This is a genomic window from Paenimyroides tangerinum (genome assembly GCF_003865405.1).
Taxonomy (GTDB): domain Bacteria; phylum Bacteroidota; class Bacteroidia; order Flavobacteriales; family Flavobacteriaceae; genus Flavobacterium; species Flavobacterium tangerinum.
Genome location: NZ_RQVQ01000026.1, coordinates 21,604 through 39,001, shown reverse-complemented (window position 1 = coordinate 39,001; position 17,398 = coordinate 21,604). Strand labels below are relative to the sequence as shown.

The window sequence follows — 17,398 nt, the reverse complement described above, 5'->3', positions numbered from 1 at the left end:
ACATAATTGTTTGATTCTTCCATAACGACTCTTTTTTATGTATCGTTATTTCAGGACGGGACAACAGTAACAATTAAAAAATAAAAAAGAAGCTCAACGAGCTTCTTTTTTATTGCAATTTCTTCTTTGCTTTAGCTCCAAGTTGTACAATTTTATCGGCTGCGTTAACCAAATTTCCATTTCCTAAAAACAATTTATTTTTTGCTTTTTCGATATCCAATTTAGAACGATCGATATTTTTTTCAATATTTTGAATATCTTCAACAAAACCAACAAACTTATCGTACAACAAACCCGCTTGTTTGGCAATTTCTAGGGCATTGTTTTGTTGTTTTTCGTTTTTCCATAACGAGTCAATTGTTTTTAAGGTAGCCAAAAGAGTAGAAGTAGTTACAATAACAATGTTCTTTTCAAAAGCTTGATTGTATAAATTCGGTTCGTTATTAATCGCTAAAGCAAAAGCGGTTTCAATCGGCACAAACATCAAAATAAAATCAGGAGAAGCTACTTCATAAATATGCTGATAATTTTTTTCGCTTAATTGTTTGATGTGATTTGCAACTGATAAAATATGTTGTTTTAAAAAATTCTGCTTTTCAATTTCATCTGTTTCGTTACAATAACGTTCATAAGCAGTTAATGAAACTTTCGAATCGATTATCATTTTTTTGTCGTTTGGTAAATGAATTACAACATCGGGTTGTAAACGCTTTCCTTCTAAATTAAAACTCTTTTGAACTTCATATTCACGGTCTTTTTCCAAACCAGATTTTTCTAAAATTCGTTCTAAAATCACTTCGCCCCAATTTCCTTGAACCTTGGAATCACCTTTTAATGCATTGGTTAAGTTGATAGTTTCTTGCGTCATTTGTTTATTAAGTGATGAAAGAAATGTGATTTGTTCTTTTAAAGAAGTTTGCTGAATCAATTGGTCTTTGTGAGTGATTTCGACACGTTCTTCAAACGATTTTATTTTTTCTTGTAATGGGTTTAATATGTTTTCGATTTGAATTTTATTTGTAGCTGTAAACTTTTCAGATTTTTCATCCAAAATGCGATTTGCTAAATTCTCAAAGGTTTCTGTGAATTTAATTTGTAGTTTTTCAATTTCTTTTTTTTGGTCGTCAAGTTTTGTTTTTAGAAAATTCAATTCCGAGTTTGATTTGCTGTATTCACTAAACAAATCATCACGTTCCAAACGTAAATTTTCTAATTCTAGCTTTGTTTCTTGAAACCGATTTCGCTCAATTTCTAATTGATACAAATGCTGTTTACTTTCTGAATTCAATTGATTAATCTTTGAATTACTAATTAATCTTTGAATTAAAATTCCAATCAAAAATGCTAATATAAATAGTATGAAATAGATAAGATAAACTGACATCGGACTTAGTTTTAAAAAGTAAAAATAAGATTTTTAAAAACGAAATCTATTCTATTTAAAAACAAAAAATGAGACCGTAGTCTCATTTTTAAATACAAAATCATTTCTGTGCATAATTTAATAATCCACCATCAACAATAAGTTCAGTTCCAGTAATAATTTTAGCTTCATTAGAAGATAAGAATAAAACAGCATTTGCAATTTCAATTGGTTCAGCCAAACGTTTTACTGCTGTAATACTTGCCAAATAATCTAGAGCCTCAGTCGGAACTGCTCCTTCAAGACCTCGTGTTAAAGTTGGACCCGGACTCACAACATTTACTCTAATTTTTTGATCTGCTAATTCATTCGCAGCTACTTTTGCAATCTTAACAATGGCAGCTTTTGTTGCCGCATAAATACTAGAATCAAGAGCTGAAGCTGTTGCGTTTGTGGAACCATTAATTATAACCGATACACCTTCATTTAAATAAGGCATCATTTTCTGTAAAGTAAAAAAAGCTCCTTTTACATTGGTATTAAATTGCGAATCAAAATCTTCTTTTACTCAAAGGTAGTGTTGTTGTTGCAGATCGATTTTACAATGATTTTAGCCTATTAAACGTTTGGGACAGCAAACAAGTACATTTTGTAATCAGACACAAGAATAACTTAAAATTTGAGACGATTAAGGAATTAGAACTGCCAGAGAACAGACACTTAAATATTCTAAAAGATGAAATTATCACTTTAACTAATGAAAAATCAAAACAGCTATATCCTAATAAATTGAGACGTGTAGCGGTATGGAATCAAGAAAATGAACAAGTAATAGAGCTTATTACTAACCAATTACTTGGACAGCAAACACCATTAGCGAGCTTTATAAAAGTAGATGGATGCTGGAGATATTCTTTAGAGATTTCAAACAACTTTTACATATAAAATCTTTTGTTGGCACCTCGGAAAATGCTGTAATGATACAAATATGGACGGCACTTATTACTATTTTGATACTAAAAGCGCTACGTGCACAATCAAAATTCAATTGGCATCCATCCAATTTAGTGGCTTTTATAAGATTAAACCTTTTCGTAAAGATTGAATTATAATAATGGCTTGATAATCCACTAAATGAAGTAGAAAAACCACCTCCAAAATCAATACAAGGGGGTATTTTTTAAAAATCATCGAAATATCACTTGTAACCTACTAAAGTCGGAGGATATTTTATGCATTAAATTTATTTAGGACGCTATTGTACTTTTCCTAATAGATTATGTCGATTGATTCTGTAATTTGATTTAATATCCAAACTGGATGTGATTGAGGAATTAAATTATCAAAAGTGTAATGTAGTTTGATGCTTATTGTAATGTTTTAAATATCATAATGAAAATCCTCTAAAATATTAGTGTTTTAGAGGATTTATCAAACTTTTTTAAAGATAAAATAACTTAATTTTCAGAAGTTTTTCTGACGTTTTAAATTCAAAATTTATGGATACTATCAAAAATTATTTAATACTTTCAACCATTATCATTTCATTTGTATCGGCTTCGTAATCAATCCCTTCAAAATTAAATCCGAATAAGTTAAAGAAATCTTCTCTGTAACCAACAATATCAGATAACTCTTCTAAGTTTTCAGTAGTAGCTTTTTCCCAAAGTTCTGCAACTTCTGCTTGAACATCAGCACGCATTTCTAAATCATCAACACGAATTCTACCATTTTCATCTAAAGAAACACCGTCTTTGTTGTACAAACGATCAGCAAATAAACGTTGCATTTGCTCGATACAACCTTCGTGAATTCCTTTAGCTTTCATAACTTTATATAATAATGAAATATATAAAGGAACAACCGGAATAGCAGAGCTTGACTGAGTTACTAATGCCTTATTTACAGAAACATAAGAAATTCCATTTAAATCAGCTAATAAATCATTGATTGTAGAAACTGTAGCTTCTAAGTCATTTTTAGCTTGACCAATGGTCCCGTTTCTATAAATTGGGAAAGTTAATTCAGGTCCAATGTAAGAATAAGCAACGGCTTTAACACCTTCGGCTAAAACACCAGCAGCTTTTAAATCTTCCATCCAGAATTTCCAATCTTCACCACCCATAACAGCGATTGTGTTATCAATATCTTCTTGGCTTTCAATTGGATTAATTGTAATATCAGAAACTACACCTGTATGAAAATCAACAGTTTTGTTAGAAAAAGGAGCACCAATTGGTTTTAAAACGGAAGCATATGCAACTCCAGTTTTTGGGTGTGTTCTTCTTGGAGAAGCTAAACTATAAACTACTAAATCAATCTGACCTAAATCTTGTTTGATTAATTCTATAGTTTGTTTTTTAATTTCATCAGAAAAAGCATCTCCGTTTATAGATTTAGCGTATAAACCAGCAGCGTGAGCTTCTTTTTCAAAAGCCGCAGAATTGTACCAACCTGCAGTTCCTGTTTTTCCTTCAGAAGCTTCTTTCTCAAAAAATACTCCAATTGTAGCAGCATCTGAACCAAATGCAGCTGAAATTCTTGAAGCGATACCAAATCCAGTTGAAGCACCAATTACTAAAACTTTTTTAGGTCCGTTTTCAATTTTACCTTTTGATTTTACGTATTCAATTTGATTTTTAATGTTTTGTGCAGCTCCTTCTGGATGTGCTGTTAAACAAATAAAACCTCTTGTTCTTGGTTTAATTATCATTGTTATTCTTATTTTTTTAGTAAGTTTAATCTAATAGATTTTCTGTTAGATTTAATATATCTGAAGCAATTGAGCGATTCAAAAATCAATCAAAGTTAATTATTTAAATCTTCATATAAAAGTAAAAATATTTAACTAAAAAATATAATTTAAGTTTATATAATTAAGGTCTAAATGCTAAAAAATTATGTAAAAAAACATTATCAAATTTAAAAATAATGATAAAAAAACAATTAAAAATAATATGTGGATCAATTTTGATTTTTTGCATACTTTCATTTTTAAGTACGATTTTTCACTTAGTCATGAGAAAAGAAACAGAATTTCCTGTTACAAACATCGGATTTCCATTAAAATATTACAATCAGTTTTGGGATTCACAAAATCAATTACATTGGAATTGGGATTTTTTAAACTTTGTTTTTGATTTTATTTTTGTCTATACATTATTATTTTTAGTAGTATTTGTTTGTGAAAGAAAGTGATTTTTTAAGTTTGTTTTAATTTATTAAATTTAAGTCAGTTGAGTTTTTTAATATAACTCAAACTATAGAATTACGTTTTTCTTGCTAGTCTTTTTTAAACATCTATTATTGCTTAAATTTTCCAAAAGTAATTGGAGCTGTAAATATTCAAAAGATTGTTTTTTATTGAATTGAAATGGCTGATCTGTAGGTTTATTTATAAAAAGTGTGAATATTAGACTAAAACTTTCCAACATATTTTTCGTAATCATCCATTCGATTTTGTTCTTTAAACAAATTTAACATTGATAATGGAAAAACTTTTGTTATTGAACCTGGAGATGTTTTAATTGCAAATGATTTAACAGGAAGTGGACATCAATGGAAATTAATTGACGATAATCCTAGGCAACGTGCATATTGTGTTTTTGCAGAACCTTTAACTATTGATTCGATTTTTGAAGAGATTTAATAGAAAATCCGATAGTTTTTCTATCGGACTTTCTATTTATGTACTTTTTTATTTTTAATTAATTCTAAAATTATATCCAATACTAAAAGTTACTGATGATAGCGAATTCTTCATATCAACATACGAGCTATTTTTAACCATATTATAGTGGTCTGTGAATTCTTTAGAACGAATTGGGAAATATAATCCGAAATTCAATTTTCCTTTGTCGTTAAATTTTACGTTCCCACTTACACCGAACGAAGGACCGTTTGAAACTTTATCTAAATGTGGTGCTCCTTCAACGCGTAATGCTGCGTTGTAGCCATACATTGCCGTTGGTCCAAGTTCAAATTTTTTACTAATATTAATATTGTAAGTTGCACCAACATTCCAACCTAAATTTACAAAATTGTAACCCAAACCACCAAATACACTAACTTGGTTGATTGGTCTATATTCAATTTTAGCACCAATTCCACCATAATCTAATCCAAAACCCGGACCGACATAAATTTGATTTTTATTGTTTTCAGAATTTTCTTGCGCATAAATTGAGCTTCCTAATAATAATATAGAAGCGCAAATAAATAATTTTTTCATAATTTTAGTTAGTTATAAATTAAATTTCAATTTTTAAAGCAAAATAAATTTTCTCGTCTTTTTTGATGTATAAATAAATTGAATTTTCTATAATTACTGAAATCTCAATCGAAACTTCATCTTGGTAATTCAATTCATTTAAATAATTCAAATCTAGTGCTTTGATTCCATTGTTTTCTAGTATTTCTACTGGAATATAATCCAAACACCATTCTAAATATTTTACATTATTTACGTGTTTTACAATATCTAAATCAGAATATTTGACTTTATAATTTGCTATTTTTTTAGTTTTGATATTCAAATCAACTCGATCGTAATCTTTTTGAGTTGCTTTTAAATCGGGATGTTTTGTTAAATGGTCGTGATTGATTGCAATTCCTTCAGGGCGTTTTTTTTCGGTATTCAAAACCACCCATAAACTCGAAGCACCAGCAATTGGTTTTCCATCTTGAAGCATCTGTATATTACGAACCGAACGAACGCCATCCAAACTTTCAATCCACGTTTTTACTTCAACTTCTTCGTGCCATAAAGGTAAATGCTCAATCTCTAAACGCATTCTACTTAAAACCCAAGCTTGATTGTTTTCTTGCATTTCAAAATAACTCATTCCGCCTAAATCAGAATGTTTTGCAGCGGTTAATTGAAATAAATTGCTTAATTCGGTGTATCTTAAACTAGAATTTGTACTACATTGAGAAATGAAAATTTCCCATTTTTTGGTATATATTGATTGAAATTCGGACGATATGGGCATTATTTAAGTTGTAAATTGATGTAATTTATGATTTCAGAAATGTTAGTTTTATAATCAAACCATTTGGTATTTTCATTTCGTTTAAACCAAGTCATTTGTCGTTTTGCAAATCTACGGGTATTTTTTTTGATTTCTTCTATTGCAAAAGTTAAATCAAATTCCCCTTCGAAAAACGAAAATATTTCTCTATATCCAACTGTTTGTAAAGCATTTAAATCTTTATTAGCGTATAAATCTTCAACTTCTTTTAACAAGCCGTTTAGCATCATAATGTCAACACGTTTGTTGATGCGTTCGTACATTTCTTCGCGGTCTGCTTCTAATCCAATCAAAATAGGAGTGAAGTTTCGGTTTCCTTCGTTTTTATTTAAGAATGACGAATAGGGTTTACCACTAGACATAGAAACACCTACAAAACGTTTCATACGTTGTTGATTTACTAAAGTTTGCGGATTTTCTTCGTTTAATTTTTGATAATATTCTGGGTCAAATTTTTCAAGTTGATTTTGTAAATATTCAATTCCTAATTCATCATATTTTTGTTCAATTTCTGTGCGAATATTTTCATCAACATCAGGAAACGAATCAAAACCTTTTAGAATAGCATCGACATATAAACCAGAACCACCAACTACAATTTGAATGTTATTTTGTTGAAATAACGCATCTAAATGTGGTAAAACTTCTCGTTCGTAATCGCCAACATTATAATTGTTATGAATGGATTTATTCTGAATGAAGTAGTGTTTAGCAGCGTTTAATTCTTCTGAATTTGGAACAGCTGTACCAATTTCCATTTCTTTGTAAAATTGACGACTGTCACACGAAGTAATTTCTGTATTAAAATATTTTGCTAGTTCAATAGCTAAAGCTGTTTTTCCAATTGCCGTTGGGCCAACAACAATTATCAAGTAATTTTTTTTATTCATTTTCTATTTTTGTTCCACAATTAGGACAATAATTTGCGTCTTCATCATAAATGAAACTCGTGCAATGTTTGCAAACTCTTTTTTTCTCTAACTCAGGATTATGATTTGTTGCTTTTGCATATTCTGCAGTTACAATTCCTGTCGGAACAGCAATAATTCCGTATCCCATAATCATAATCATTGATGCTATAAATTGTCCTAAAGGAGTTGTTGGTGCAACATCGCCATAGCCAACCGTTGTTAAAGTTACAATACACCAATAAATACTGGTTGGAATGTCTTTAAAACCGTTATGACGACCTTCAATCATAAACATCACAGTTCCCAAAACAATTGAAACTACGACTATGAAATAGATAAAAACGATAATTTTATTTTTACTTGCAATTAGAGCTTCTTTAAGATGAGATTGTTGTCCGATGATGGGCATTAAATTTAAAATTCCAAATAAACGTAAAAGCCTTAATGCTCTGAAAGCAGCCAAAAAAGAAGTACTTGGAATAAAAAAAGATAAATACATAGGTAAAGTTGCTATTAAATCAATGATTCCATAGAAACTAAATATATATTTTAAAGGTTTTTTGTTTGAAATAATCCGAAGAATATATTCAATGGTAAAAAAAATGGTTATAATCCATTCGCACACGTAAACAAAATCGTGATATTTTTTTCCGATTCCTTCCATTGAATCGAACATAACTAAAAATACACTTAGCAAGATAACTCCAAGAAGTGATAAATCAAATAAGCGACCTAAAAAGGTATTTGCACCATAAATAATGATGTAAATCTCTTGTCTTAGAATTTCGTATTTTGACTTAAATTTTTTCATTTTATTAATAAGGAATTATCTTACAATCGTTTTTCTTATAAAGATAATATTTTATTATGTTTCGCGAATCTTTTGTGTTAGGCATTTGGATTACAATGTTTTTTAGAACTGATGGATTTGAAATTTGATAATTCAAATCGTAAAAACAATATCCTTTAAAAGCACCGTTTTCCATAATCAAAGCACTTTTTTCAGAAATATTTCTGCCTTTCATCGAAACTATGATATTACTGAATGAATCTTCAATTTCTTTTACAAATGCTAAAAACTGAATGTTATATTCTTCCAAACTTAAATCAGAAGGGATTTTTTCTGTCAATTCTTCATTCTTTTTATGAAGATAGAATGCAGCTTCTTGTTGATTTTTAAATAGATAAATGTCTTTTTTGCGTCCATCTATTTTACGAACCTCCAATTGATATTTTCCTTTTACATCTTTATCTAAATATACACCAAACAGAAATGCCGATTTTCGTTGTACTTTATTCAAGACAGGTTTGTTGTGAATGATTTCTTCTCTTTCTTTCAACAAAGCGATTAATTCATTTCCTGTTTCCTCAAAAGTTACTGTGAAAACTTCATTTTGAATGCGTTTTCCGATTTTTGTATCAGCTGTAAAATATTGACTTATTTTTTTTCGGATGTTATTACTTCTTCCAATTAAAATAATTTCTCCTTTTTCGTTGTGAATATAAAATATTCCAACAGTTGTTGGTAAGTTTTCTAAAATATCTAATAGTTTTGGAGAAATTCCATTTTTTATTTCATTCTTAATTAAGGTTCTAAGAATGGTTTTTTCAAGATCTTTAGAAAGTAATAATTTGAATAATTTTAGTGTAGCCATAGCATCTCCGCTTGCACGATGACGATCTGCAATCGGAATTCCAAGCGAACGAACCAATTTTCCTAAACTATAAGTTTTTACGTCAGGTAAAAGTTGTTTAGAAAGTTCAACGGTACATAATGTTTGCTTCATAAAATCATAACCCAAACGTTTAAATTCCATCTTTAAAACGCGGTAATCAAACGATGCATTATGAGCTACAATGATACAATCTTGAGTGATTTCAATGATTCGCTTTGCAATCTCATAAAACTTTGGCGCTGTGCGTAACATCGCGTTATTAATTCCAGTTAATTTAACCACAAATGGTTGAATTGGAATTTCAGGATTTACCAAACTAATAAATTGGTCAACCAATTCAACACCATCAAATTTATAGATGGCAATTTCGGTAATTCCTTCTGCATTAAACTGCCCGCCAGTGGTTTCGATATCTATAATTGCGTACACTTATTCTTCTTAAAATTATTATCTCGTTCCAAAAATGCTACTCCCGATGCGTACCATTGTACTTCCGCATTCGATAGCAATTTTATAATCTCCGCTCATTCCCATCGAAAGAATTTCGAATGAGCAATTTTCTAGTTGGTAAGGTTTTACATATTCGAAAATGTTTTTCAGATTTGTAAATTCACTTCGTACGATTTCTTGATTGTCAGAAAAAGAAGCCATTCCCATTAAGCCAACTATTTTTATATTTTTTAAGGTTTTAAATTCTTCTGAATGTATAATTTCTAACAATTCAGCTTCGGATAAACCAAATTTTGTTTCTTCTTTTGCGATGTAAACTTGCAATAAACAATTGATTATTCGATTGTGTTTTTTTGCTTGTTTATCAATTTCAATCAATAATTTTAAACTGTCAACTCCGTGGATTAAATGAACAAATGGAGCCATATATTTAACCTTGTTGGTCTGAACGTGACCAATCATATGCCATTGAATATCTTGAGGAAGTTGTTCTGATTTCTCAGTCATTTCTTGAATCTTATTCTCACCAAAAATACGTTGTCCAGCATCGTAGGCTTGTTGTAAATCAGAAACAGGTTTTGTTTTTGATACCGCAACTAAAGTAACATTTTCTGGAATTGCTTTTTTTATTTCAAGTAAATTTGTTTCTATTGACATTTTAAAAATATTAAAGTTCGTAAATAATTAAACCATTTCTAAACTTTGGTTCAATATAAGTACTTTTTGGAGGCATTGTTAAATCATTATCGGCTAAATATTTTATTTCTTCTATTGAAGCTGGAAATAAATTAAATCCGATTTTAAATGCTCCGTTATCAATTTTATCAATCATTTCCAATAAACTTTTGTTTCCTGGGATGTAATCAATGCGACTGTCCGTTCGTAAATCTTCAATTCCTAAAATTGGATTCAAGATTTTGTCATACAGCAATTGCGCATCTAAAGTTTCTAATTTATTAGTTGAATTAGGTATTTCTTTGAGTTGTAACGAATAGAAGTTTCCTTCTAAATACATACCAAATTCAAATTTTTGTGTTGGTTTCCAAATTTGTTCATCACGCTTAATCACAACGAAATCTTTATCTAACAAACTTAAAAAATCAGGTATCGAATGGTTATTTAAATCGTGAACCAAACGATTGTATTCGTTGATTTTAATATTATTTTCAGATATCAAGAAACTCATAAAATAATCTAATTTATGGTTTGATGAATCTGTATTTTCTTGATGTAATAAATGTGCCGAAGCCGAACGATGATGTCCGTCAGCTATATAAAGATTCTCAAAAGAATCGAAAAGATTTGTTATAAAATCAATCTCTTCTTGCGAATTAATACTCCAAAGTGTATGTTTTTCTCGGTTTGTAGTCGAAAAATCATACAGTGGTGTTGTTTTTTGTTTATCAGAAATCCATTGTTGAAGTGCATCATTTTCTGGATACATCATCAAAACGGGTTCTGTGTTGAATTGTGTTATTTTAAAATAATCTTTCAATGTATTTACTCGATATTCTAAAGTATTTTCGTGTTTTTTAATTTGGTTACCTTGATAATCTGCAACCGAAGTTCCAGCCATAATTCCAACAAAAACATTCTTTTTAGTTTCTATTTTATATAAATACATAGCAGGTTTGTCTTGCTTAACAAGAATTCCATCGCGCTTAAAATCGTTATACTTGTTTGCAACCATTTTAAAACGTTCGTTAATACCAATTTTTTGCTGATTGATATAAGCAGGACTCATAATATGTAAGAACGAAAACGGATTAAAATCCAACCAAGAAGCAAGTTCCGTCGCACTGTATTCGTCATACGAACGAGTAGTTACTAACGCAACTTTATCTGCTGTTGGAAGTACTGCTTTAAAAGGAATTATTTTTGCCATATTCAAATTTATATAAAATAGAAAGACAATTGAAGAAACTTCAATCGTCTTTTTCTAAATTTCTTAAGTTTATAATTAAGAAAACATTTTAGCTACTTTTTCAGCTTTTTTGCTTTCAGAATAATCATAGAAACCTTCACCAGATTTAACACCTAATTTTCCTGCCATTACCATATTTACCAAAAGTGGGCAAGGTGCATATTTTGGATTTTTGAATCCATCGTACATTACGTTTAAAATCGATAAACAAACATCTAAACCAATAAAATCAGCTAGTTGTAATGGTCCCATTGGGTGAGCCATTCCTAATTTCATAACCGTATCAATTTCTTGAACTCCAGCAACTCCGTTGTATAATGTTTCGATTGATTCGTTAATCATCGGCATTAAAATACGGTTAGCTACGAATCCTGGATAATCGTTAACTTCTGTAGGAGTTTTTCCTAATTTTATAGATAAATCCATAATGGTTTTCGTAACCTCGTCTGAAGTGTTGTAACCACGAATGATTTCAACTAATTTCATAATCGGCACTGGATTCATAAAGTGCATTCCAATTACACGTTCTGGATTTGTAACTACAGAAGCAATTTGTGTAATAGAAATTGATGATGTATTTGAAGCTAAGATTACGTTTTCTTTACAAACTGCACTTAACTCTTTAAAAATGTTTAATTTTAAGTTGATGTTTTCAGTAGCTGCTTCAACAACTAAATCAGCATTTACAACTCCGTCTTTAACATCTGTATAAGTAATGATATTTTCGATTGTTGCTTTTTTGTCTGCCTCAGTGATTGAACCTTTAGCAATCATTCTGTCTAAGTTAGAAACGATTGTATTCATTCCTCTTTCAATAGATTTTTCACTAATATCGATTAAACAAACTGTAAATCCTTTTTGAGCAAAAGTATGAGCAATTCCGTTACCCATAGTTCCAGCTCCAATAACTGCAATATTTTTCATTATTTGTTTTTTATTATAGAATAGGATGCGAATATAAGTTATTTAGATTAATTTTTAAAACAATCGATGATTCGATGTGCAATTCTCAAAGCTTCCGTTCCGTCTTCTAAAGTAACGATTGGAGTTGTGTTATTGTTTATGGCATCGGCAAATGTTTCCAATTCATCTAAAATAGCATTATTTGCTGGTACATCTGGATTATCGTAATAAATCTGTTTTTTAACTCCTTCTGCATTCTGAAGAATTAAATCAAAATCTCCTGGAACTTCTGGAGCATCTTTCATTTTTACAACTTCGCAAATTTTATCTAAGTAATCTACTGAAATATAAGCGTCTTTTTGAAAGAAACGTGCTTTACGCATATTTTTCATCGAAATACGACTAGAAGTTACGTTAGCAACACATCCATTTTCAAACTCAATTCGAGCATTTGCAATATCAGGAGAATCACTTATTACGGCAGTTCCGGTTGCGTGAACAAAAGTTACTTTAGATTTTACCACACTCAAAATTGCATCAATATCGTGAATCATCAAATCTAAAACCACAGGTACATCTGTTCCTCTTGGATTAAATTCAGCCAGACGATGTGTTTCAATGAACATTGGGTTTTGAATTTTATCTTTCACCGCTTTAAAAGCTGGATTAAAACGTTCAACGTGCCCAACTTGTCCTTTTACATTATATTCTTTCGCTAGAGCAATAATGTGTTCAGCTTCTTCAACCGTATTCGAAATTGGTTTTTCTAGAAAAATGTGTTTACCTGCTTTTATAGCTTCAACAGCGCAATCATAATGAGAAAGAGTTGGTGTTACAATATCAACCACATCAACAGCTTTTATAAGTTCCGAAATGGTATCGAAAGATTTATACCCGAATTCTGCTGAAACTTTTTCTGCATTTTCTTTAAATGGGTCATAAAACCCGACTAATTCATATTTATCTGATTGGTTAAGCAATCTTAGGTGAATTTTACCTAAATGACCTGCTCCTAAAACTCCAATTTTTAGCATAGAAATATTATTTAATACAAATGTAAAGTTTATTTGTTTATGGAAATCATTTGTGTCCTGAAAGTTAGCAGAAAGTTTGATTAACCTTACCCAAAATGTAGCTTCTTGATGAAATATTGTTTAATTTTGAAAAGAAAAAATCAGATTAAAATTGAGAGATACAGCCAAACATCAGGGACTTCGAAATCAGCTTGTGAGTTTATTACAACAAAAAGGAATTCAGGATATTAATGTTTTGAAAGCAATGCAACTTATACCTCGACATTTTTTTTTAGAATCTGGTTTTGAGGATTTTGCATATCAAGATAAAGCCTTTCCGATTGGAGCAGGTCAAACCATTTCTCAACCTTATACCGTTGCATTTCAATCTCAATTATTAGAAGTTAAAACTGATGATAAAATTTTAGAAATTGGAACAGGTTCAGGTTATCAGACAGCAGTTTTATGTAAAATGGGCGCGAAGGTTTTTACTATCGAACGCCAAATTGATTTGTACAAAAAAACGTCAAAATTGTTGCCTAAATTAGGTTTTAAACCTAAAGTTATTTCATTTGGTGATGGATATAAAGGTTTGGTTACTGATGCACCTTTTGATGGAATTATTGTAACTGCTGGAGCACCGTATATTCCACAACCTTTAATGGCGCAGTTAAAAATAGGAGGAAGGTTGGTTATTCCTGTCGGAGAAGATAAACAAATTATGACTTTATTGATCCGTAAAACCGAAACACATTTTGAACAACACGAATTCGGAGATTTTAGGTTTGTTCCGATGTTGGAAGATAAGAATAGATAAAAAAATCGGCATCTGCCGATTTTTTTATTTAAATTCTTTCTTCAAACGATCTAAACTAATTTTGCTTTCACGATCTTTAATCGTTTCGCGTTTATCGAATAGTTTTTTACCTTTTGCCAAAGCGATTTCTAATTTAGCTAAACCTTTTTCGTTTGTAAATAATCGTAAAGGAATGATTGTTAATCCTTTGTTTTGTACACTTTTAAGTAATGATTTTAATTCCTTTTTATTCAATAAAAGTTTACGTTCACTTTTAGCTTTGTGATTATAACTTGTTCCGTAAGAATATTCTTCGATATGTGAATTAATCATGAATAACTCATTGTTTTGAAATTCACAAAAACTATCTGCGATATTAGCTTTTCCTAAACGAATTGATTTTATTTCAGTACCAGTTAATACAATTCCTGCAGAGTATTTCTCAAGAAATTCATATTCAAACTTGGCTCTTTTATTTAATATATTTACTGTTTTAAGCATATTCAATTTTTTAATGATCAATAAGTGAATTGTCACTTATTCAGCAGTTGGTGTTATAAATGGAAAGTTACCAAGCTTTCCAGCTAGTTGTTTTGTTTTGTAAGCTAAAGCAGAATTTTTGTTGTTAAAACAAATAATTGCAATAGTATCTTTTTGCAAAGTTACGTAAGAAGTTTTGTTTCCTCTCCACCAACCGTTATGAAAAGTGTATTTATCACCAGCTCCTTCTAAAGGTTCAATCATTCGTAAGCCTAAACCATAATTATTAGCACCTTTTTTCTCATAACTATAACCTTTAAACATTTGTTGTTTCATGTTTTTAGATAAGAATTTATCAGAATATAACGCTTTGTCAAGTTTTAACATATCTCGTGGTGTTGTATAAATGTTTTTATCACCATAAGTTCCGTCTAAATAATCCCAATGCATTTTTATATTATTGGCATGATATGATTGGGTTACTGTATCTTTGTTTTTAATATCATCGAAAACAAAGGTGTTATTCATTTTTAGAGGTTCTAAAATTATCACTTTCAAAGCTTCCTGAAAGGTTTTTCCTGTTACTTCTTCGACGATTGTTGCAAGTAATACATAGTTTGTATTACAATATTTGAAACGAGTATCAGGTTTAGTTTCTAATTTGATATTTTTAGTTTTTAAAAGTTCTAAAACATCTTTGTTAGTAATCGTTTTTTTACGATCCCACATTCCTGGAATTTCTGTAAAATTTCCGTAATATGGCAATCCAGAACGATGATTTAGTAAATGACGAACCGTAATAGTTTCATAGGGAAAACCTTTTAAATATGTATTTACGGGTTTATCTAAATCAATCATTTTTTTATCAGCCAATCTTAAAACACTGACTGCAGTTAATACTTTACCAACAGATGCAACGTGCATTGGCGTGTTAGCCGTAATTTTCTCTTTGTTTGCGTAATTTGAATAACCTGCGTAATCTTCATAGATAACTTCTCCATTTTTAGAAACTAAAAAACCACCAGAAAAACTTCCAGTGTTTATGTGTTTTTTATAATAATTTTCAACTATTTCAGCTGTTTCTATTTTATATTTTGGACTTACAGAATTGAATTTTACTTCATATGGATTATTTCCATTTTTAAATTCTGGATTAACTTGAGCAATCTCTTTGCTTTTATTGCAGGCGCTTAAAGTTAGGGTTAGGGCAATTAAATTTATATATAGGTATTTCATTTTATAATCGGTATCATAAAACAAATATACAAATTAAGAAATTTTTTAATACAAAAAAATAAGAAAAAAGATTGAATTTTAAACTGCTAAACGTGAAAAAGCAATTTGAGTTTTAAAAAAAGAAGTATCTTTACCTCAAAGAAATTTATTATGAGTAACATAAATTGGCAAACTGTAAAAGAGTTTGAAGATATTACGTATAAAAAATGTGATGGTGTTGCACGTATTGCATTCAATCGTCCTGAAGTTAGAAATGCTTTTAGACCAAAAACAACTAAAGAGTTATTAGAAGCTTTTAGTGATGCACATGAAGATACTTCGATCGGCGTGATTTTGTTATCATCAGAAGGACCTTCACCTAAAGATGGAATTTATTCTTTTTGTAGTGGAGGTGACCAGAAAGCTCGTGGATATCAGGGATATGTTGGAGAAGATGGATATCACCGTTTGAATATTCTTGAAGTTCAACGTTTGATTCGTTTTACGCCAAAAGTCGTAATTGCTGTTGTAAATGGCTGGGCAGTTGGAGGCGGACATTCACTTCATGTGGTTTGTGATTTGACTTTAGCAAGTAAAGAACATGCAATTTTCAAACAAACCGATGCTGATGTAACTAGTTTTGATGGTGGATATGGTTCTGCTTATTTAGCAAAAATGGTTGGTCAGAAAAAAGCACGTGAGATTTTCTTTTTAGGTAGAAATTATTCTGCTCAAGATGCTTACGAAATGGGAATGGTAAATGCTGTTATTCCTCATGAAGAATTAGAACAAACAGCTTATGATTGGGCACAAGAAATTCTTGAGAAATCTCCAATTTCTATTAAAATGTTGAAGTTTGCGATGAACTTAACTGATGATGGAATGGTTGGGCAACAAGTTTTTGCAGGAGAAGCAACTCGTTTAGCTTATATGTCTGAAGAAGCAATTGAAGGTAGAAATTCTTTCTTGGAGAAAAGAAAACCAAATTTCGAAAAAAAATATATTCCTTAATATAAAAGCCAAATCATTTTTTTTTGATTTGGCTTTTTTGATTTAGAAAACTACTGTTCCGTTTATTTTTACTCCAGTTTCAATTACTTCAAATGAACCCATCGGTGTAGCTTCAAATGTTCCGTTAAAAGTAAGTTTACATTTTATAACATCTGATCCTCCAACAGAACTTACAACTTGTTCTTGAGAAATTTCATAAGTACCAGATGTAGATTCATATTTTTTTTCACTGGTTATAATTGTGATTACATTTAAAGATCCATCGGAAGCCAATTCATTGCTAAGTTGATTATTCTCTTTATTTGTTATATTGGCATTAAAATTATTTGTTTGACTCATGTAAGTTAGTAGATAAACGATTTGATTTCCCATGTTACTTTTTGTAGCAGCACCAGCTCCATTAATAAAATTTGCATTGTTCAATACACCTATAAATTCGCCAGAAGTAAAATTCAAGGTAATACTTTGACCAGAAGGATTACTTGGGTTTTCAATTGCGGGTGTTGCATCTGTTACATAATCGGGTGTACAAGAAACGATACTTCCAATAACTAAACATGGAAATAAAATAAGGTATTTGATTTTTTTCATAATAAATAAGTGTTTTTTTATTTTATTGATAATCA

18 protein-coding genes and 1 pseudogene are annotated in these 17,398 nt (G+C 30.1%); 4 read left to right on the top strand and 15 right to left on the bottom strand.

What is annotated here, in order from left to right:
• Positions 1–109 precede the first annotated feature (109 nt).
• Together rmuC and EG240_RS11530 are read right to left on the bottom strand one after the other, a co-directional pair.
• Positions 110–1,384 carry a DNA recombination protein RmuC gene (rmuC, locus tag EG240_RS11535; protein WP_125019544.1) on the bottom strand — a complete coding sequence of 425 codons (1,275 nt, stop codon included), beginning with the start codon at positions 1,382–1,384 and terminating at the stop codon, positions 110–112.
• Between the two features lie 100 nt (positions 1,385–1,484).
• A pseudogene (locus tag EG240_RS11530) lies at positions 1,485–1,868 on the bottom strand (SDR family oxidoreductase); the annotation flags it as partial.
• 38 nt (positions 1,869–1,906) lie between these two features.
• On the opposite strand from EG240_RS11530, the gene EG240_RS11525 reads away from it, so the two are divergent.
• Together EG240_RS11525 and EG240_RS16985 are read left to right on the top strand one after the other, a co-directional pair.
• On the top strand, positions 1,907–2,308 hold the full coding sequence (locus tag EG240_RS11525) for a transposase (protein WP_262675046.1): 402 nt from the start codon (positions 1,907–1,909) through the stop codon (positions 2,306–2,308).
• Positions 2,263–2,475, top strand: coding sequence for a hypothetical protein (locus EG240_RS16985; protein WP_262675042.1), 213 nt, complete (start codon positions 2,263–2,265; stop codon positions 2,473–2,475). The genes EG240_RS11525 and EG240_RS16985 overlap by 46 nt, the downstream gene beginning before the upstream one ends.
• A 404-nt stretch (positions 2,476–2,879) precedes the next feature.
• On the opposite strand, the gene fabV is transcribed toward EG240_RS16985, so the two are convergent.
• From fabV to EG240_RS11475, 10 genes are all read right to left on the bottom strand, one after another.
• Positions 2,880–4,076, bottom strand: a complete 1,197-nt coding sequence (gene fabV / locus EG240_RS11520) for an enoyl-ACP reductase FabV (protein ID WP_125019543.1) — start codon at positions 4,074–4,076, stop codon at positions 2,880–2,882.
• Positions 4,077–5,066: 990 nt separating this feature from the next.
• Entirely contained in the window at positions 5,067–5,594 is a 528-nt protein-coding gene (locus tag EG240_RS11515; protein ID WP_125019542.1) for a hypothetical protein, read from the bottom strand.
• Between the two features lie 19 nt (positions 5,595–5,613).
• Positions 5,614–6,354, bottom strand: a complete 741-nt coding sequence (locus EG240_RS11510; RefSeq protein ID WP_125019541.1) for an acyl-[acyl-carrier-protein] thioesterase — start codon at positions 6,352–6,354, stop codon at positions 5,614–5,616.
• Positions 6,354–7,283, bottom strand: coding sequence for a tRNA (adenosine(37)-N6)-dimethylallyltransferase MiaA (miaA, locus tag EG240_RS11505; RefSeq protein WP_125019540.1), 930 nt, complete (start codon positions 7,281–7,283; stop codon positions 6,354–6,356). Before miaA ends, EG240_RS11510 begins: the two co-directional genes overlap by 1 nt.
• Positions 7,276–8,115 carry an ion transporter gene (locus EG240_RS11500; protein ID WP_125019539.1) on the bottom strand — a complete coding sequence of 280 codons (840 nt, stop codon included), beginning with the start codon at positions 8,113–8,115 and terminating at the stop codon, positions 7,276–7,278. The genes miaA and EG240_RS11500 overlap by 8 nt, the downstream gene beginning before the upstream one ends.
• Positions 8,116–8,119: 4 nt before the next feature.
• Positions 8,120–9,409 carry an exonuclease domain-containing protein gene (locus EG240_RS11495; RefSeq protein ID WP_125019538.1) on the bottom strand — a complete coding sequence of 430 codons (1,290 nt, stop codon included), beginning with the start codon at positions 9,407–9,409 and terminating at the stop codon, positions 8,120–8,122.
• Positions 9,410–9,427: 18 nt separating this feature from the next.
• The gene (locus EG240_RS11490) at positions 9,428–10,087 is read right to left on the bottom strand and encodes a YggS family pyridoxal phosphate-dependent enzyme (RefSeq protein WP_125019537.1); all 660 of its coding nucleotides are present in this window, start codon (positions 10,085–10,087) and stop codon (positions 9,428–9,430) included.
• A 10-nt stretch (positions 10,088–10,097) separates the two neighbouring features.
• Positions 10,098–11,315, bottom strand: coding sequence for a DUF1015 domain-containing protein (locus EG240_RS11485; RefSeq protein ID WP_125019536.1), 1,218 nt, complete (start codon positions 11,313–11,315; stop codon positions 10,098–10,100).
• A gap of 75 nt (positions 11,316–11,390) precedes the next feature.
• Positions 11,391–12,278, bottom strand: a complete 888-nt coding sequence (locus EG240_RS11480; protein ID WP_125019535.1) for a 3-hydroxyacyl-CoA dehydrogenase family protein — start codon at positions 12,276–12,278, stop codon at positions 11,391–11,393.
• A 47-nt stretch (positions 12,279–12,325) separates the two neighbouring features.
• The gene (locus EG240_RS11475) at positions 12,326–13,291 is read right to left on the bottom strand and encodes a Gfo/Idh/MocA family protein (protein WP_125019534.1); all 966 of its coding nucleotides are present in this window, start codon (positions 13,289–13,291) and stop codon (positions 12,326–12,328) included.
• A 151-nt stretch (positions 13,292–13,442) separates the two neighbouring features.
• Here EG240_RS11475 and EG240_RS11470 point away from each other — a divergent pair, with 151 nt between their 5' ends.
• Positions 13,443–14,087 carry a protein-L-isoaspartate(D-aspartate) O-methyltransferase gene (locus tag EG240_RS11470; protein ID WP_125019533.1) on the top strand — a complete coding sequence of 215 codons (645 nt, stop codon included), beginning with the start codon at positions 13,443–13,445 and terminating at the stop codon, positions 14,085–14,087.
• Positions 14,088–14,111: 24 nt separating this feature from the next.
• On the opposite strand, the gene smpB is transcribed toward EG240_RS11470, so the two are convergent.
• Both smpB and EG240_RS11460 read right to left on the bottom strand, forming a co-directional pair.
• The gene (gene smpB, locus EG240_RS11465) at positions 14,112–14,567 is read right to left on the bottom strand and encodes an SsrA-binding protein SmpB (protein WP_125019532.1); all 456 of its coding nucleotides are present in this window, start codon (positions 14,565–14,567) and stop codon (positions 14,112–14,114) included.
• 36 nt (positions 14,568–14,603) lie between these two features.
• Positions 14,604–15,782 carry a serine hydrolase domain-containing protein gene (locus EG240_RS11460; protein ID WP_125019531.1) on the bottom strand — a complete coding sequence of 393 codons (1,179 nt, stop codon included), beginning with the start codon at positions 15,780–15,782 and terminating at the stop codon, positions 14,604–14,606.
• A gap of 150 nt (positions 15,783–15,932) precedes the next feature.
• Between EG240_RS11460 and EG240_RS11455 the strand changes: the two genes are divergently transcribed.
• Positions 15,933–16,772, top strand: coding sequence for a 1,4-dihydroxy-2-naphthoyl-CoA synthase (locus EG240_RS11455; protein WP_125019530.1), 840 nt, complete (start codon positions 15,933–15,935; stop codon positions 16,770–16,772).
• A 42-nt stretch (positions 16,773–16,814) separates the two neighbouring features.
• On the opposite strand, the gene EG240_RS11450 is transcribed toward EG240_RS11455, so the two are convergent.
• Entirely contained in the window at positions 16,815–17,363 is a 549-nt protein-coding gene (locus EG240_RS11450; RefSeq protein ID WP_125019529.1) for a hypothetical protein, read from the bottom strand.
• Between the last annotated feature and the right edge of the window lie 35 nt (positions 17,364–17,398).

What these genes read in the sequence shown, in the direction of transcription:
- EG240_RS11510 (WP_125019541.1), bottom strand. Translation starts at nt 6,354, where the DNA reads ATGCCCATATCGTCCGAATTTCAATCAATATATACCAAAAAATGGGAA.
- EG240_RS11500 (WP_125019539.1), bottom strand. Translation starts at nt 8,115, where the DNA reads ATGAAAAAATTTAAGTCAAAATACGAAATTCTAAGACAAGAGATTTAC.
- rmuC (WP_125019544.1), bottom strand. Translation starts at nt 1,384, where the DNA reads ATGTCAGTTTATCTTATCTATTTCATACTATTTATATTAGCATTTTTG.
- miaA (WP_125019540.1), bottom strand. Translation starts at nt 7,283, where the DNA reads ATGAATAAAAAAAATTACTTGATAATTGTTGTTGGCCCAACGGCAATT.
- EG240_RS11485 (WP_125019536.1), bottom strand. Translation starts at nt 11,315, where the DNA reads ATGGCAAAAATAATTCCTTTTAAAGCAGTACTTCCAACAGCAGATAAA.
- smpB (WP_125019532.1), bottom strand. Translation starts at nt 14,567, where the DNA reads ATGCTTAAAACAGTAAATATATTAAATAAAAGAGCCAAGTTTGAATAT.
- EG240_RS11475 (WP_125019534.1), bottom strand. Translation starts at nt 13,291, where the DNA reads ATGCTAAAAATTGGAGTTTTAGGAGCAGGTCATTTAGGTAAAATTCAC.
- fabV (WP_125019543.1), bottom strand. Translation starts at nt 4,076, where the DNA reads ATGATAATTAAACCAAGAACAAGAGGTTTTATTTGTTTAACAGCACAT.
- EG240_RS11490 (WP_125019537.1), bottom strand. Translation starts at nt 10,087, where the DNA reads ATGTCAATAGAAACAAATTTACTTGAAATAAAAAAAGCAATTCCAGAA.
- EG240_RS11515 (WP_125019542.1), bottom strand. Translation starts at nt 5,594, where the DNA reads ATGAAAAAATTATTTATTTGCGCTTCTATATTATTATTAGGAAGCTCA.
- EG240_RS16985 (WP_262675042.1), top strand. Translation starts at nt 2,263, where the DNA reads ATGCTGGAGATATTCTTTAGAGATTTCAAACAACTTTTACATATAAAA.
- EG240_RS11450 (WP_125019529.1), bottom strand. Translation starts at nt 17,363, where the DNA reads ATGAAAAAAATCAAATACCTTATTTTATTTCCATGTTTAGTTATTGGA.
- EG240_RS11455 (WP_125019530.1), top strand. Translation starts at nt 15,933, where the DNA reads ATGAGTAACATAAATTGGCAAACTGTAAAAGAGTTTGAAGATATTACG.
- EG240_RS11480 (WP_125019535.1), bottom strand. Translation starts at nt 12,278, where the DNA reads ATGAAAAATATTGCAGTTATTGGAGCTGGAACTATGGGTAACGGAATT.
- EG240_RS11460 (WP_125019531.1), bottom strand. Translation starts at nt 15,782, where the DNA reads ATGAAATACCTATATATAAATTTAATTGCCCTAACCCTAACTTTAAGC.